Origin of the sequence: Vibrio sp. MED222, assembly GCF_000153005.1 — a bacterium.
Taxonomy (GTDB): Bacteria; Pseudomonadota; Gammaproteobacteria; order Enterobacterales; family Vibrionaceae; genus Vibrio; species Vibrio tasmaniensis_A.
Genome location: NZ_CH902606.1, coordinates 417,103 through 433,389, shown reverse-complemented (window position 1 = coordinate 433,389; position 16,287 = coordinate 417,103). Strand labels below are relative to the sequence as shown.

Annotated in this window: 15 protein-coding genes; 7 read left to right on the top strand and 8 right to left on the bottom strand. The window is 43.5% G+C overall.

The genetic code is table 11. From position 1 onward, the window contains the following. Window positions 1–51: 51 nt before the first annotated feature. Complete coding sequence (locus MED222_RS19595; protein WP_009845334.1) at window positions 52–726, bottom strand: ABC transporter ATP-binding protein; 675 nt, start codon at window positions 724–726, stop codon at window positions 52–54. Between MED222_RS19595 and MED222_RS19600 the strand changes: the two genes are divergently transcribed. From MED222_RS19600 to mrdA, 5 genes are all read left to right on the top strand, one after another. Next, window positions 725–1,342: an arylesterase gene (locus MED222_RS19600; protein ID WP_009845333.1), complete on the top strand. Its 618-nt coding sequence runs from the start codon at window positions 725–727 to the stop codon at window positions 1,340–1,342. The two genes, MED222_RS19595 and MED222_RS19600, sit on opposite strands and share 2 nt — an antisense overlap. A gap of 81 nt (window positions 1,343–1,423) precedes the next feature. After that, window positions 1,424–2,623, top strand: coding sequence for an enoyl-ACP reductase FabV (gene fabV, locus MED222_RS19605; protein WP_009845332.1), 1,200 nt, complete (start codon window positions 1,424–1,426; stop codon window positions 2,621–2,623). Between the two features lie 178 nt (window positions 2,624–2,801). Continuing rightward, a complete protein-coding gene (locus MED222_RS19610; RefSeq protein WP_009845331.1) occupies window positions 2,802–4,709 on the top strand; it encodes a sensor domain-containing phosphodiesterase in 1,908 nt (635 codons plus the stop codon). Window positions 4,710–4,827: 118 nt separating this feature from the next. After that, window positions 4,828–6,489 (top strand): ABC-ATPase domain-containing protein, encoded by a 1,662-nt coding sequence (locus MED222_RS19615; RefSeq protein ID WP_009845330.1) that lies wholly within the window; start codon window positions 4,828–4,830, stop codon window positions 6,487–6,489. Between the two features lie 240 nt (window positions 6,490–6,729). After that, entirely contained in the window at window positions 6,730–8,628 is a 1,899-nt protein-coding gene (gene mrdA / locus MED222_RS19620; protein ID WP_009845329.1) for a penicillin-binding protein 2, read from the top strand. 180 nt (window positions 8,629–8,808) lie between these two features. On the opposite strand, the gene MED222_RS19625 is transcribed toward mrdA, so the two are convergent. Continuing rightward, window positions 8,809–9,429: a DNA-J related domain-containing protein gene (locus MED222_RS19625; protein WP_009845328.1), complete on the bottom strand. Its 621-nt coding sequence runs from the start codon at window positions 9,427–9,429 to the stop codon at window positions 8,809–8,811. 289 nt (window positions 9,430–9,718) lie between these two features. Further along, window positions 9,719–10,558: an isopenicillin N synthase family dioxygenase gene (locus tag MED222_RS19630; RefSeq protein ID WP_009845327.1), complete on the bottom strand. Its 840-nt coding sequence runs from the start codon at window positions 10,556–10,558 to the stop codon at window positions 9,719–9,721. A gap of 200 nt (window positions 10,559–10,758) precedes the next feature. Here MED222_RS19630 and MED222_RS19635 point away from each other — a divergent pair, with 200 nt between their 5' ends. Continuing rightward, window positions 10,759–11,367, top strand: coding sequence for a DUF2238 domain-containing protein (locus MED222_RS19635; RefSeq protein ID WP_009845326.1), 609 nt, complete (start codon window positions 10,759–10,761; stop codon window positions 11,365–11,367). Window positions 11,368–11,446: 79 nt separating this feature from the next. Here MED222_RS19635 and MED222_RS19640 read toward each other — a convergent pair whose 3' ends face one another. The 5 genes from MED222_RS19640 to MED222_RS19660 all read right to left on the bottom strand — a co-directional run bounded on the left by MED222_RS19640 (window position 11,447) and on the right by MED222_RS19660 (window position 15,236). Next, window positions 11,447–11,698 (bottom strand): hypothetical protein, encoded by a 252-nt coding sequence (locus MED222_RS19640; protein WP_009845325.1) that lies wholly within the window; start codon window positions 11,696–11,698, stop codon window positions 11,447–11,449. Between the two features lie 21 nt (window positions 11,699–11,719). Further along, window positions 11,720–12,628, bottom strand: a complete 909-nt coding sequence (locus tag MED222_RS19645; RefSeq protein ID WP_009845324.1) for a DMT family transporter — start codon at window positions 12,626–12,628, stop codon at window positions 11,720–11,722. 30 nt (window positions 12,629–12,658) lie between these two features. Next, window positions 12,659–14,350 (bottom strand): SgrR family transcriptional regulator, encoded by a 1,692-nt coding sequence (locus MED222_RS19650; protein WP_009845323.1) that lies wholly within the window; start codon window positions 14,348–14,350, stop codon window positions 12,659–12,661. A 154-nt stretch (window positions 14,351–14,504) separates the two neighbouring features. Further along, window positions 14,505–14,738 (bottom strand): DUF3389 domain-containing protein, encoded by a 234-nt coding sequence (locus MED222_RS19655; protein WP_009845322.1) that lies wholly within the window; start codon window positions 14,736–14,738, stop codon window positions 14,505–14,507. A gap of 72 nt (window positions 14,739–14,810) precedes the next feature. After that, a complete protein-coding gene (locus MED222_RS19660) occupies window positions 14,811–15,236 on the bottom strand; it encodes a hotdog fold thioesterase (protein WP_009845321.1) in 426 nt (141 codons plus the stop codon). A 184-nt stretch (window positions 15,237–15,420) separates the two neighbouring features. Here MED222_RS19660 and MED222_RS19665 point away from each other — a divergent pair, with 184 nt between their 5' ends. Continuing rightward, the gene (locus MED222_RS19665) at window positions 15,421–16,209 is read left to right on the top strand and encodes a M48 family metallopeptidase (protein WP_009845320.1); all 789 of its coding nucleotides are present in this window, start codon (window positions 15,421–15,423) and stop codon (window positions 16,207–16,209) included. Window positions 16,210–16,287 lie beyond the last annotated feature (78 nt).

The following is a 16,287-nucleotide window of genomic DNA, read 5'->3' as shown; positions in this document are numbered from 1 at the left end:
TCGATGCTCCATGAAAACAGTCGTTTATTCAGTCCGTGTGATGAATTCAATTTACACTTCCTCTATGTGACCGACATGCATTTTCAAGGTTCGTTGGCAACGCTGTGCGAGCTTAGGGTCATGCGTGACGAGAACAAGCGTTGTACCGTGCGATGAATTAAGTTCGAACAACAGCTCTACGATTTTCGCTGCCGTTTGTTGGTCTAGGTTGCCCGTTGGTTCATCAGCGAACAAAATTTTAGGCTTAATCATAAACGCACGAGCCAATGCTACCCTTTGTTGTTCACCACCGGACAGTTGAGACGGCAGGTGATCAAGCCTGTCTTTCAAGCCCACTGATTCAAGCAAAGCCGTCGCGCGTTCGATGTCTTCGTCTTCACCTTTCAACAAACAAGGCAGCGTGACGTTTTGCAGGGCAGAAAGGCTTGGGATCAATAAGAAGCTTTGGAAAACAAACCCAACGGATTCACTGCGGATTTTGGCTCTCGCTTCGTCATCAAGCTGTGATAGAGGTTGGCCTAACAAACTGATTTCGCCAGAAGTTGGCACATCGAGTCCTGCAAGCAGTGTCATTAACGTGGATTTACCCGCACCTGAAGTACCGACGATCGCAACCGTTTCACCCTCACGAATATCGATATCAACATGCTCTAAGATTGTTAAATGTTCTTGATTAGTAGACACTGTCTTCGAAACAGCTTCTGCTTTAATGATGGATGTATGCATGACTCGACTAATTTCCTTTTTATTCTTAATTATATTTTCAACCGCTTCTTTGGCTCAAGATACCGAGTTAGATTCTAAGTTACTGGTGCTTGGTGATAGCTTGAGTGCTGGTTATAACATGGACATCAAACAGAGTTGGCCAAGCCTGTTACCAGACGCGTTAGCAAAGCATGACAAAACGGTAACCGTGGTCAACGGAAGTATTTCTGGTGACACAACTGGCAATGGCTTAGCTCGTTTACCACAATTGCTTGAAGAACACGCCCCAGACACTGTTCTTATCGAACTCGGTGCGAATGATGGTCTTCGTGGATTCCCACCTAAGCTGATGTCTGCGAATCTTGATCAAATCATTAAGCAGATAAAAGCTGCGGGCGCGAAACCTATTATGATGAAGATTAAAATCCCACCGAATTACGGTAAGCGTTACAACCAACAGTTTGAGTACGTTTTTGCAGCGCTTGCTGATCAACAAAACGTGCCACTTTTGCCGTTTTTCCTAGAGCATATCATCCTCAAACCGGAGTGGATGATGAACGATGGACTGCATCCAAAACCAGAAGCTCAGCCTTGGATTGCTGAATTTGTCGCCAAAGAATTATATCAGTATCTTTAGGTTTTAATGGTCTAGCTCAATAAATTTTACACAGCTTTACGTTAGCCTGAGTGCATATCACCGTTAACTGTAAGGTTATTTATGCTGATCGAACCTATTATCAAGGGTGTGGTAGCCAAAAGCGCTCACCCTCTAGGCTGTCAAGAATCCGTAAAGCAACAAATCAAGTTTGTTAAGAGTGCGCCGCAGATCAAAGATGGCCCTAAGCGAGTACTGATTATCGGTGCTTCCTCTGGCTTTGGCCTTGCCGCTCGCATTGCCCTTACCTTTGGCGGTGCAAAAGCTGACACCATCGGCGTCTCATTCGAGCGCGGTCCTAACGAGAAATCCCTAGGCAGCGCTGGTTGGTACAACAACATCTATTTCAAGAAAGAAGCCGAACGAGAGCAACGCACTGCTATCAACATTGTTGGCGACGCATTTTCACAAGAAACACGTTCACAAGTTGTCGAAGCCATCGAAACCTACTTCGAAGGTGAAGTGGATCTGATTATCTATAGCTTGGCTGCTGGCGTAAGACCCAAACCAAATACCGAAGAATTCTGGCGCTCTGCCATTAAGCCAATCGGTGAAAGCGTGACTGGTGCGACTATCTCACTAGAGCACGACAACTGGGTGACCAACACACTTGATGCTGCAACGGAAGAAGAAGCCGAAAGCACACTCAAAGTCATGGGCGGCGAAGATTGGGAACAGTGGATAGATGAGCTAATCAATGCTGAATCTATTGCCCCAGGTTGCAAAACCATTGCTTTTTCTTACGTTGGTCCAGAAGTCACGCACCCTATCTACTTAGACGGTACTTTGGGCCGCGCTAAAATAGACCTTCATCAAACCAGTCACGCACTTAACCTTGAACTAGCAAACTTTGGTGGTAATGCTTACGCGACCGTGTGTAAAGCATTAGTGACCAAAGCGAGTGTGTTCATTCCGGGGCTAAGCCCCTATCTGCTCGCTTTATATAGAGTGATGAAAGAAAAAGAGACCCACGAAGGTTGTATCCAACAAATGCAACGCTTATTCAGCAGTAAGCTGTATGGACAAACCAAAGTACCACTTGATGGCGAGCGCCTAATTCGGATGGATGAATGGGAACTCGACCCAGAAACCCAAGCTCATGTGACTGAACTACTTGAAGCTATGGATGAAAACAACTTCCAATCAATCGGTGACTATCAAGGTTTTAAAGAAGAGTTTTTACAGTTGAACGGTTTTGCTCAACCATCGGTAGACTATAAAGAGAAACTTAACACTGATGATTTTATAAAGTTAAAGCCTTAATCGAAACTTATCTCATTACTGAGACCCAGATTCACATTTGAAAACCTCCGCAAAATTGCGGAGGTTTTTTTGTGCAACATTTCTTATACTTAGTTAATGTAATATTCACAGTTTATTTGGTTCATCTTAATTAACACAGGATGTGTTGATGCATTTAGCATAATTGACTCGGAGTCATATGAAGAAGATAAAAACGATAGACTTAGATATCCCTGACGATATGGCCTCCAGCTGGCAAAATATTGTCGACCTCTTAGCTCAAATCACTCAAGTGCCTGCTGCACTTATCATGCGTGTTCATACCAACTACATTGAAGTTTTCTCTACCAGCCACAGTCAGGATAACCCTTATAACAAAGGCGATTCTGAAACATTAGGAAATGGGCTTTACTGCGAAACGGTGATGGAGTCTCAGCAGCAGCTTTTAGTACCCAATGCGCTTGCCGATGTTGATTGGAAAAATAACCCCGACACAAAGCTTGGCTTAATCTCTTATTGTGGCATTCCGCTATGTTGGCCTAACGGCGAATTGTTCGGCACCATTTGTATCTTGGACTCGAAAGAAAATCACTACACGCCTACCTATATTAAGCTATTAGAAAGCTTTCGCACCTCGATAGAATCTCAATTAAAAACCTTGTTTCAACACGCTAAGCTCACTCAAATGAATCGTGACTTAAAAAGCCGAGTTGCTACTCGCACAAAAGACCTCGCGAGTCTTAATTATTCATTAAACCAAGAGATTGATAAGCGCAGAGCGGCAGAACAAGAGATCAATTTCCAAAAAAATCACGATCTCGGCACGGGTTTTTTGAACCGAAGTGCTTTTGAGTCGCGCTTAGATCAGAAGTTGTTGTCACAACAAAGGTTTACTGGTGGCTCACTCGCAGTAATCCATATTGGATTTACTAATGGCAGGCGCATTCAAGCTCGATATGGCTACAACGCGTTAGACCAAGTGCTTGTTGAATACCGACAACGCATCGACAGTATCTCTGATGTCGAGGTATTAACTGCGCGCCCTACTTCGGTTGACCTTGTGTTGGCGTTCAGTGTTAAAGATTTGCACCAACGTATCGAAGAACTATGCCAGACATTGGTAAAAGTCGGTCATTCAGAATTTGACATTGGTAGTGACAAAGTTCATCTGCATGCCTTTATAGGGATTGCGATTACTGAGCACGACGATGGTGCTGACAGTATTATCCAAAAATCTTCAGAAGCGATGTTGGCATGTAAAGATTCCGGACAGAAGTTCGCTTACTATTCTCAGTCTCATGCTGAAGAACAAAGTCATATTAATAAGATTGAAGGTTATTTACTCCAAGCGGTTCGTAATGATGACCTTATGCTCTATTTTCAGCCTAAAGTATGCCCGTTGACTCATCGCTGGGTTGGTGCAGAGGCTCTACTACGTTGGCGACACCCCGTTCTGGGAGACATATCTAACGAAACCTTAATACACATGGCCGAGCAAAACGGGTTAATTTTCGAAGTAGGAAATTTTGCTCTGCGCAACGCGATTGAGCAAGCGAAAGAGTGGTCCGAATACGTTGAAGATTTCAAAATAGCCGTAAACGTATCTGCTATTCAATTAAAGAATGTTGATTTCGCAGACCAAATTATTCACCTGTTGGAAACCTATCACCTAGAACCTCATTTCTTAGAACTTGAAGTCACGGAAAGTTGCCTCATTGCAGATGAAGTCGTCGCGAAAAATACATTGGAATCGTTACACAACATTGGCGTTACATTGTCACTGGGCGACTTTGGGACGGGCTATGCCTCATTTAGTTACCTTAAGAAATTCCCATTCGATACGATTAAAATTGATAAGAGCTTCATCGACCAAATGCTCAACTCACAGGAAGACTCAGAGATCGTTCGGTCCATAGTCCAAATCGCGAAAAAGCTCGACTTAAAAGTCACGATTGAAGGCATTGAATCGGAGGTTCAGGAGCAATTTATCATCAATGAAGGCTGTGATGTGGGACAAGGTTACCTTTATGGCAAGCCAATGCCGAGCCAAGAATTCGAACACAGCTTAATCAATCAAAACTATTTGGGGACAACTCGTTACGCTTAAGGCGAAAAAGAGCACTTTGTTTTGGATTTAGGCCTACTTTCTCTTTACTCTATAGGTGGTGATTTTTATAATCGCCGCCTTTCTGTTTTATCTTCCCTTTATATAGGCATTCCTCGTTATGGATCAGTTGACTGCAAAGCTTAAAAAGCTCGAAAAACAAAACTTCCGCGCATATCAACAAATTAAAGGTCAATACGACTTTGCTGATTTCGAATTACACATCGACCACGTTCAAGGTGACCCGTATGCATCATCTTCACGTTTTCGCGCAACACGCGCTTGGTCGTTAACAGGGTTAGATTGGCTTAAAGAAAAATCTTACGAATACCAAGTAGCAGCGCGTGATTTTATTGCACGTAGCTTCTCTGAATTTGCTAAGCAAGAAGCGACCGTGTCTATCGCACTAACCGGCCAAACTGTTTTGGATAACACATCTGTGGTTTTCACCGAGCACGGTATCGAAATTCGTTTTCGTATCAACCTACCCGCTGATGGTCGTAGTATTCTTGCAAAGAAAGCAATCAACATCATTACATTCTATTTGCCTAAGTTTATTCGTCGCGCAACGCTTGAACGCGAACTCAACATCGAAGCGATGATTAAGCATTGTGAAGCTGTTGAAGACCAAGACGCATTGCGTGCTCAATTGGAAGAAAACAACCTAGCAGCATTCGTTGCAAATGGCAGTGTATTACCTCGTATTGCAGGTAACTGCGACCTGCCAATGAAAGGCGCAGTTCCTTTCCTAGCACCAGAGTCTTTAAGTGTGACGCTAAACGCGCCAAACCAAGGTGATGTGACTGGCCTAGGTATTCCTAAAGGCATCACGCTGATCGTTGGTGGTGGTTTCCATGGTAAATCTACACTATTGAACGCCGTTGAACGTTCTATCTACAACCATATTCCTGGTGATGGCCGTGAAGGTATCGTGACTGCGACCGATACGATGAAGATCCGTGCTGAAGATGGCCGATGTGTACATAACTTGAATCTTTCAAACTACATCAACCATTTACCAATGCAGAAAGACACGTCTAATTTCAGCACACAAGATGCATCAGGTTCTACATCGCAAGCGGCTTGGCTACAAGAATCGATTGAAGCAGGCGTTCAAACACTACTTATTGATGAAGATACGTCAGCGACTAACTTCATGATTCGTGACGAACGTATGCAAGCTCTAGTATCAAAAGGTGCTGAGCCAATCACTCCACTTGTTGACCGTATTGGCCAACTTCGTGAAGAGATGGATATCTCTACCATTGTTGTAATGGGTGGATCTGGCGATTACCTAGACGTGGCTGACACTGTTATTCAAATGCACGACTACCAAGCGGTAGACGTAACTGATAAAGCACAAGAAGTCATCGCTCAACACCCTACTCAGCGAACTAACGAATGTGAGACCGCATTAGAAACGTTTGTTCCTCGTTCGTTAAACCGCGCAGCATTGATGAACATTCTTACTGACGGCAAATTCCGAGTTAACGCGAAAGGCAAAGAGTCACTGCGTTTTGGTAAGGAATTCGCGGACCTTTCTGCATTAGAGCAGTTAGAATCAACGTCAGAAGTAAACGCGATTGGTTGGGCTTGGTTCCAGTTTGCACAAACTCCAGGTTGGTCAAACAACCCTGCTAAAGAGTTTAGCGCTATCTTAAGCGATGAGTGGCACGTGAACATGCCAAACTACGGTGACTTAGCGAAACCAAGAGTATTGGATGTAATGGCCGCACTAAACCGTATGCGTAAATCTCAGTTCAAACCTTCGAGCTCGAACTAATACCTCGCGTTAAGTTAATCTTTATTGTTACGGCTCTCATTTATGAGGGCCGTTTTTTTGCGTTCAATTCCTATATTTCTATCTGATTCGGCCACTCTTTACGTAACTACATTGTTGGTCAGCGCTTTAATCATAGAAATCCCCAAAATCATGACACAGCTTTTACAAAACTATGGCGATATTCAGATAAAGTTCCGACTCGATAGGTGTAACTAAATGTAACAGACTCTTGAGGCTTCAATGAATCATAAACGCGTTAAGATGCGTGACCATAAAATCGAAGTAAACCTATTCAAAAACCGTGTAATCGTGGCGTTTTGTGGGATCTTACTGTTCACTCTCGTCTTAGTCGCCAACCTGTACCGACTTCAAGTCGACAATTTTGAAAGCTATCAAACTCGTGCGGATGGCAACAGAATCAAAGTATTGCCTATCGCGCCTACTCGCGGGCTAATTTACGATCGTAATGGTGTGTTGCTTGCCGAGAACAAGCTTGTGTTTAATCTAACGATGATTCCCGAGCAAACAGATGATGTCGATACCATGCTCGCCAAGCTCGACAAATACATCCCGCGTGATGTTGAGCAGATCGCTCGATTCAAAAAACGTTATCACAACACGCGCCGTTTCAAATCTGTCACTATATTAGAGAACCTAAGTGAAGAAGAGATTGCTAAGTTTTCGGTGCACCAGTACCAATTCCCCGGCTTATCGATTGATACGAACTTAAAGCGCTTTTACCCAAATGGAGAGGTGCTGACCCATGTCTTAGGGTATGTGGCACACATCAATGATAGTGACCTAAAGAAGCTAGAAGAAAAAGGCATCGAAGCGAATTATCAAGCGACTACTATTATTGGTAAGCTCGGTGTCGAACGCTATTACGAAGATATCCTACACGGAACCAAAGGCTATCAAGAAGTTGAAGTAAACAGCCGTGGCCGTGTTGTTCGGACTATTGAGTACGTGCCGCCAGTTGCAGGCAAAGACATAGTATTAAATATTGACCTTGAACTGCAAAAATACGTATTTGAACAACTTGATCACCGAACCGGAAGTGCGGTTATCCTCGATCCAAAAGACAACAGTGTACTGGCGATGGCATCTAGCCCAAGTTATGACCCTAATCTATTTGTCGACGGCATTTCGAGTAAGAACTACCAACGTCTATTGAATGACCCTGCTCACCCGTTGGTGAATCGCACCACACTGGGCGTTTACCCTCCAGCATCCACCATAAAACCATTTATGGCCGTTGCCGGATTACAAGAGCATGTTATATCAGAAAACACCATTCGTGATGATCACGGTTCATGGCAAATTCCCGGTTCCAAACGCAACTCTAAATCATGGCGAGACTGGAAACGCTGGGGTCACGGTCCTGTTGACGTAACTCAAGCGATTGAAGAGTCGGTGGATTCATTCTTCTATCAAACCGCCTTTGATTTAGGTATCGACCGCATCTCAAGTTGGATGAATCGCTTTGGTTTTGGTGAACCTACGGGCATCGATATCTATGAAGAAAGTACCGCCAACATGCCAACTCGAGAGTGGAAGATGATGCGTTATCGTACCCCTTGGTATCAAGGTGACACCGTCCCTATTGGTATTGGTCAAGGGTATTGGACATCCACGCCAATGCAACTTGCCAAAGCAACCTCGGTACTAGTTAATCATGGGAAGGTAATGCCACCTCATATCTTGAGAGCTACCTTAGATCACGGTGAAGATTTTGATACGCAAAAACTGGTTGAACCTGAGCCGATGCTGTCGATCACTGAAGTACCAGACGAGATATGGGATGTACCTATTAATGCGATGCGACTCGTAAACCACGGCAGTCGAGGTAGCGGCAGACGTGCATTTAAAGGAACTGACTACACTAGCGGCGGTAAATCGGGAACAGCCCAAGTATTTGATCTTGCAAAAGATCAGGTCTACAACTCCAAGAAACTGGCTCGGCATTTACTCGACCACGCGCTTTACACGGCATTCGCACCTTACGAACACCCTGAATATGTTGCGACTGTGGTCATCGAGCACGGTAATGGTGGTTCCAAGGTCGGTGCTCCTTATATCCGTAAAGTACTCGACTATGCATTCGAACATAAGAGTGGAGAAAACAAAGATCACTCATAGCACAATAAATGAAGTTGTAACGACGCTTAATCTAGTAACAACGCATAGCCTAGTAACAATACAAGCATAATGACGACAAAGCCCCACTTGTGTCACTCACAACATGGGGCTTTCAATTTTATATAGGGCTTAAATTTCACTCTAAAGAGTCAATAAACAGCGCAGTAAGAGTTACGTCGATTATGAACTTCGTAATACATGCCACGCCTCACAAAGCGTCTGGAATTTTGCCGTATTGCCCTCGTCTCTATCGGGATGCCACCGCAACGCCAGCTGTCGCCAACGCTTTCTAATTTCCTTATGCGTTGCGTCTACAGGGAGATCAAATAACTTCAATGCACGGTTTTTATCTAAATTGAGCGTATCAGCGCCAACAAACTTTCTGTACCGAGTCCAAAACTCGTTCAGCAGCCTTTTGACTTCACCTTCATCCGCTTCATAGTTAGTCCAATTAGTGTAGTAGTCTCGAAGAGGGTCTTGGTGATCAATGCTGTGGCTATTTCCATGATAGCTTCCATTCATTAATTCAATATCCATTGCTTGAACTTGAAGCCAACCATCAGGGTGCAAGGTTTCTTGAAGCTGATACAGCGCATTCATAATGAGAAAGTTCTTTTTAAATAACTCCTTCTCGGGTGCTGCATCTAATACAGGCATAAACCCAAGGTCGTTTAGATAAGCCGCCAGTGTGTGTACTTTCCATCCACTTGGTTTTCGCTTAAGCACTTCCATAATGGGCCAGAGCAAAGGGTTCTCCATATGGCTATGAAAGCTCGCTCTCACACCTTGATTATTCGACATAGTTGGCTCATTTGGGTTATTAAGTTGTTAGCTTGTTAGGCATGATGAATTGCCCTAGGTCAGTGGGCTGACTTCTCTTAATTGAAAGCGATTTTCTACGATTTGTCGAGCTTAATGGAACACCACATTCAATTGCTTGGCTCAAGAGCCCGTTATCCATCAAAATTACGCAGCTAAGGTGACCAGTAATTGGCTATGATTGGTTTAGCTCTTTGGAAAAACAAAAAAAGGCCAGCAATTTTGCTGACCTCTGATATCTATACCAATTTTAGCACAAGGAACTAGTTAATTAGATAACACCAAGCTCTCTTAGACGTTCCATTAAGTATTCATTTGCGGTGTACTTCTCAGACAGTACAACTTCCGGTTTTGGGTGAAGGAATAGTGGCAAAGAGATACGAGATTTCTCTTGGCGTTCACCTGATGGATTAATTACACGGTGAGTTGTCGATGGGAAGTAACCACCTGATGCTTCTTGAAGCATGTCACCAATGTTTATGATCATATTACCGAAGTCACATGGAACATCTAACCACTCGTCATTCTGAGCTTTAACTTGAAGGCCCGGCTCATTTGCTGCAGGAAGAACAGTCAGTAAGTTGATGTCTTCGTGAGCAGCTGCGCGGATAGCACCTGGCTCTTCATCGCCTTGCATTGGTGGGTAATGAAGAACGCGAAGCAGTGTTTGTTCGCTGCCATTAATCATTTCAGAAAGCGCGATTGAGAACTTCTCTTGTACTTCTTGAGGCGCATGTGCTTCAACCCAACCTAATAGTTCTTGAGCAAAAGCATTAGCACGTTGGTAGTAATCTAGAATCTGTTCTTTTAACTGTTCAGGAATCTGACCCCAAGGGTATACGTGAAAGTATTCTTTGATGTCTTTTACAGTGTGGCCCTTAGCAACTTCAGAAACTGAAGGTGGAAAATATCCATCTTGTGTTTCAACATTGAAGTGGAAGTTCTCTTTCTCTTCAGAAATGAAGAATTGGTACCAGTTCTCGTAAATTGACTCAACAAGCTCTTTTGGGATGGGGTGATTCTTAAGAACACCAAAACCCGTTTCACGTAGAGATCGAACAAATTGTTCTGCTGCGTCGTCAGCAAGGTAATCGACAGTTTCCAGTTTCATGACTTTTCTTTCTTGTTATGTAGTAATGCAATGATTTTAAGGATCGCTTTGTTGTAAATCAAACTTTTGTGAAACTCCGCCAACCGTTTGTCTAGATACTGGGCGATAACACTACTTTTCAACAAATCTAGTGATTAGAACACAATTGAACACTGTTCATTATTATGTAACTATACAAAAAACTTATAAAGGATCTGATGATGACAATTACGCCACTTGCTCAAAATAGACCTCTACTCTCACTAACTGCTGTCTATCTTGTTATCTTTCTCTTTTCAGCCTTTGCGCCATCTTCAAGAGCCGTTTGGATCGCTGAGATCGTCCCTGCTCTCGGTATTCTTATCGGGATATGGTGGCTATCCACCAAGCTCACCTTTTCTAAGACAGCTTATGCTCTGATGTTTATCTGGCTTATTTTGCACACGATAGGCGCAAAATATACCTTCTCAGAAGTGCCATTTGACTGGTTCAATAACCTTATCGGCTCTGAGCGCAATAACTTTGACCGAGTAGCCCATTTCTCTATTGGTCTTTATGCCTATCCACTCGCAGAGTATTTGATTCGTAAGAAATTGGCTCAGCCGATACTAGCCTGTTTCTTTGCCCTATTTGCGATCATGAGTGTAGCAGCTGGCTACGAGATTATAGAATGGTGGTATGCAGAAATTGCAGGTGGTGATGAAGGTATCGCGTTCCTTGGCTCACAAGGTGATATTTGGGATGCACAGAAAGACATGCTGTGTGATACAACGGGTGCCATTGTCTCGCTATTACTGTTGCAACTTCAAGGACGAGTTAGAGCTCATTAAGCTCTAACCTTTCTTCTGAATATAAAAAACAATGTGAAATGCCACACGCATGATGTGCTGCGGCATTTATTCTTCTCAACTACTTCATAGTTACCTTGCCACCCACAAATTTGTAGGCAGGCGTACCTCGAACCAAAGTATCTCGCGCAAATTCAATTCCGCATTCAGGGCACACACAAGGGTCTTTTGTGAAATCTTCAACGATCCGTTCCTTAAAACACTTTACGAGCGCCCCTTTGCCGCCTTTTCGATACTTGAAAAGTTGTGTCTTACATTTAGCGCAGAATATCTGGACCGTTTTAGTAGGTTGTTTTTTGTTTGGTTTAGCCATAGAAGTTAATGATTGAACCCTTTATTTCTTAAGTTTAGGTGCGACAAGAACCAAGCTTATTCCAAGTAAGATAACAGTCGATGAGATAATAAATTGCATAGTAACAGGTTCAGATAACAACAAAACGCCACCAAGTGTCGCGATAACGGGAACAGAAAGCTGTGCAATGGATGCGACCACTGTATCCAGTTTTTTCACCACGTAATACCACAAACTATAACCCACACCAGAAGCCACTGAGCCCGACAATATTGCGTAAATCAAGCCTTGTTCTGTGATGGATATTTGCGATGCCACATTAGGGATGACAAGTAACAGGCTTACTAACACAAGGATCACTAACGAGCTAAATGCAAAGTTGGCAGTAGTGGATTGCAACGCGTTCGTGGATTTCTTACCCGCAAGTGTATAAATCCCCCAACCTACTCCAGCCAGAGCCATCAATATGATGGAGGTTATATCGGGCGAACTTGTCGAATCCGTCGGCATGAGTAAGTAAACGAGCCCAGAAACTGACAACAAACAACCACACCACTCTAACAATGACATTCTATTGCCAGCTAACAGGTGTGCGGCAATCATCGTAAATTGAACCGCGACAAACAGAACCAAAGCACCGAGACCTGCACCAAGCTCTAAGTAAGCAAACGAGAAACCAAACATATAAACGAGGAGTGACAATATTGATGTGAATTGAAACGGTAATTTGAGCTTTGTCTCTACCGACTTGTCGTTGTTTACTAGCTCCTCTCTAGACTTAGAGTGGGAAGACAAAGTTAATAAAATCAGAAGTGTAAGGGCACCCGATATGATACGAACGATCGAGAAACTCAAAGGATCAATGGTTTGATCCATCAAAGCCCAACGACACAACACTGAATTGGCAGCAAACGCCACCAGCGTTATAAATGTGATCATCACCGTTTGCATCGTGTTGTCCTAATCAAGTTATCTCTGGTCTTAGTCAACGTCCGGTTTTACCCAAACTTGGCTAAAGTCGAACCAACCGAGTGCATTACACTTTGCGTTCTGCAGCGTACCGCATTGATCTTTGTTAACGCCTAACCAACAGTGGAACATTGGAATCAATTGATTGCTTTGCACCAATTGTTTACCTAACTGTCTTGCTGGGAATTGCTCGAATTCGCCCGAGCGCCAACGATCGATCATGTGACACCATTGATCGAAGTCTTCTGCCGGGCTAGATTCATCGAGAAAGCTGTAATCCATCAACCAGCCCGCTAACGCGTCATCTCTATTGTTAGCGATACCCATTGGATTAATCCAAATATCGACATTATCGGCGTGTGGAGGATCGGTTTCGTAACCATAAAGTTCAACGTCGACGTCATATTGCTTCAACACTGTAACAATAGCCTTCGCAAGTGTTGGAAACATTGGGTGTTGGCATTGGTAAGCCAATCTAATGGTTGGTTTCGCATTCGCTGGTGGACAAACCGGCGTGTTCAACTTGATGTCATACCAACCGGGCTTTATCCCATAAGCGTGTAACACTCCCAAATCGATAACAGTTTCTTTCGGAATGTGTACAAACAGATCGGCCGCATTCAAAGTATTAGATAAAAATTGCGCCCATGCAGGATCTTGTGCGATGCCCTTTTTCCGATTCAACAGTAGATAGGTACAGCCGGGATCAAGTTCGACTTCGTCGCTATCGCCGCGATCCGCCATTACAGGCTTAGAAAGACTTGGGTAAACCATTGAAGAGTAAGCCTCATCAACAACCCAAACCTCAACACGATCAATCAATGACCTAAAACCAAAATATCCGTTAAAAGCCGTTAGCACGAGTTGCTTCTCATCGTTCTTTTCAATGCGATAAGGGCCAGTACCAATCGGTCGAATATCGTAGTCTTCACCACGTAAAATCATCGGTAAGGTGACTTTGGCAACAGATTCAGTCAGAGCGAGTGGGAAGTGTTTATCTGGTCGCGTTAAAAAGACATCAACCACACAGTTTGCCGGAGAAGAGACGTCTTTTATATGTGAGAACATATTGAGAGGTTCGAGTGCTAGCAGCGTATCCACAACATGATTAGTTAACAAAGGCTCTCCGTTATGAAAACGGACTCCGGGTCTCAAGAAGAATCGCCATTGATAATCGCTGATTTTTTGCCATGAATGAGCAAGATCGGGCTGTAATTGATCGTTCTCATCCAAACGTGTTAACCCACTGAATACCTGACAGGTAATATGCTGCTCAGATCGTCGCATCGACTTTGTCGGGTTAAGCATAGAAAGCGGTCGGTAATAAGGCAAACGAATAACCTGCTCACCTTCCTGGTATTGCACACCCAAGTAATTTTGAATAACTTGAGTCAGCTTGGCTGCATTGTGATCAAGCACTGACAGCGCTTGTCCAATTTTACCTTCTTGTAAGTAGCGTCTTGCTAAGTTTTCACTGACATCGCAACGATTCTGCTTAAAAATAAGTTGAGATAACTTGCCTCGCCCAGCCGCAGGTAACCACTCAACCCATCCTTCTTCTTCAAGCTTATTGAGTACCATCCGGGCATTACGACGGGTACAACAAAGCACATCCGTGATGTCGTCGAGCTGAACATCAGAATCTTTACCATCGAAGTATTCAAACAGGGTTTCAAATTGAACGCGAAGTCTTGGGCTGCTCATAAAGAGGAAAACTTATTCAAAGGACATTGAATTCAGTTTCCCTATTTTAAGACTTAAAATCAATCTTACTGATGTGATTTTCTTGCGATTTATTAGGTATGGTGTCCTAATGTTTGATTCAAATAGAAGGTCTAAGTACTTTTGCAGTATACGATTACATCACATCGCAGCCGATTTCATTGGCAATATCTCGGAGCTGCTGTTCGTTGTCTAATTTAATCGACCACTTGCATTCAGAACCATTGGCTGAAATGACATTTGCCCCTTTTCCTATCAGTTGGATTGCATCAACTTGAGCTTGTAGCGTGACTCTGTGCTCACCATCCAAACGAACGACCAGCTCATGTGCGGTTGCGATGATTTTCCCACTTTTAAACGTTATGACCATGGATTTCTCGGACTATTTTAAATACAGATTACTTCTTATAAATACAAACACAGCTAACTAATGCTTAGCCTATTATCGCTTATGTTTCTTCACAGCAATAGTTAAACGACTTGTACAGACTAAGCGTTGACGCTCATCCGTGATGTTTATCTGCCATACTTGGGTAGACACACCTAAGTGAATAGGCTCAGCAGTACCGACAACATGGCCATCGCGCATTGATCTAACGTGGTTTGCGTTGATATCTAGCCCAACGCAATAGTAGCCTTCTGGAACGCAAAAATTAGCAGCCAATGAGCCAAGCGTTTCTGCTAACACAACCGATGCGCCGCCATGGAGCATACCTAAAGGTTGGTGGGTAAAATGACAAACCGGCATGGTTGCCACCAAAGAGTTGTCGTTGACCTCGGTGTATACAATATTGAGGTGTTCAATTAAGGTATTTTTTGAGGTCGCGTTGAAGATCTCTAGGTCAACGGGCTTTTTCCAAATACTCATGTAGGTTCCTTAATTATTGGCTTTGTTATCGCGTGTGCAGTTTTATCATCGTTAATAGGTTGATAAAACCAATAACGTTAGCATTATTGCTGGGATTATTACCGAAATAGTTATCTTACTGCTACTAGCTATTACACAAGTTGATGTTAACATGCATAAAAACCGAATACACGGAGGATATTGTATGACGTCATGGATGAAGTTTGCCTCGCTTCTTACACTCGCTGGGCTAAGTGCATGCAGCGCTTCCCCAACAGGCAGAAACCAATTACTGCTTTTTTCAGATAAAGATATGTCTCAGCTTGGAGCACAGTCTTTTGAACAAATGAAGAAAGAACAACCCATCAGCAAAGATGCAAAAACGAACGCTTATGTACAGTGCGTCGCAAACAGCATCACGCAATACATTCCTAAACAAGGTTTTAGTGAATGGGAAGTTGTTGTCTTTGACAGTGACCAAGTAAACGCATTCGCCCTACCAGGTGGAAAAATTGGCGTATATACCGGGTTGCTTAAGGTAGCGGTTAATCAAGACCAACTCGCGACAGTTATCGGGCACGAAGTGGCGCACGTTTTAGCAGACCACAGTAACGAGCGCCTATCTCAGTCTCAAATCGCTAACACTGGTTTATCGGTTACTAGCATCGCATTAGGCACATCAGAATACAGCCAATATCAAGGTATGACGATGGCTGCTTTAGGTTTAGGCGTTCAGTATGGCGTTATTCTACCGTATGGGCGAACTCAAGAATCTGAAGCCGATGTTGTTGGCCTAGAGTATATGGCTAGAGCTGGATTCGATCCTAACCAAAGTGTCGACTTATGGCAAAACATGGCGAAGGCATCGGGTGGTAATCAGCCCCCAGAACTGCTTTCTACACACCCTTCGCACAGTACGCGTATCAAAGATCTGCAAGCGACGATCAAAACGCTTCCCCAATCGGGTTCTCCAAGACCAAATTGCAAAACGTAATTTTACATTTGTTTAGACGCTAAACTTCGAATACAAAAATGCCCTATCCATATTGGCTAGGGCACTTTTTTGTTTTGG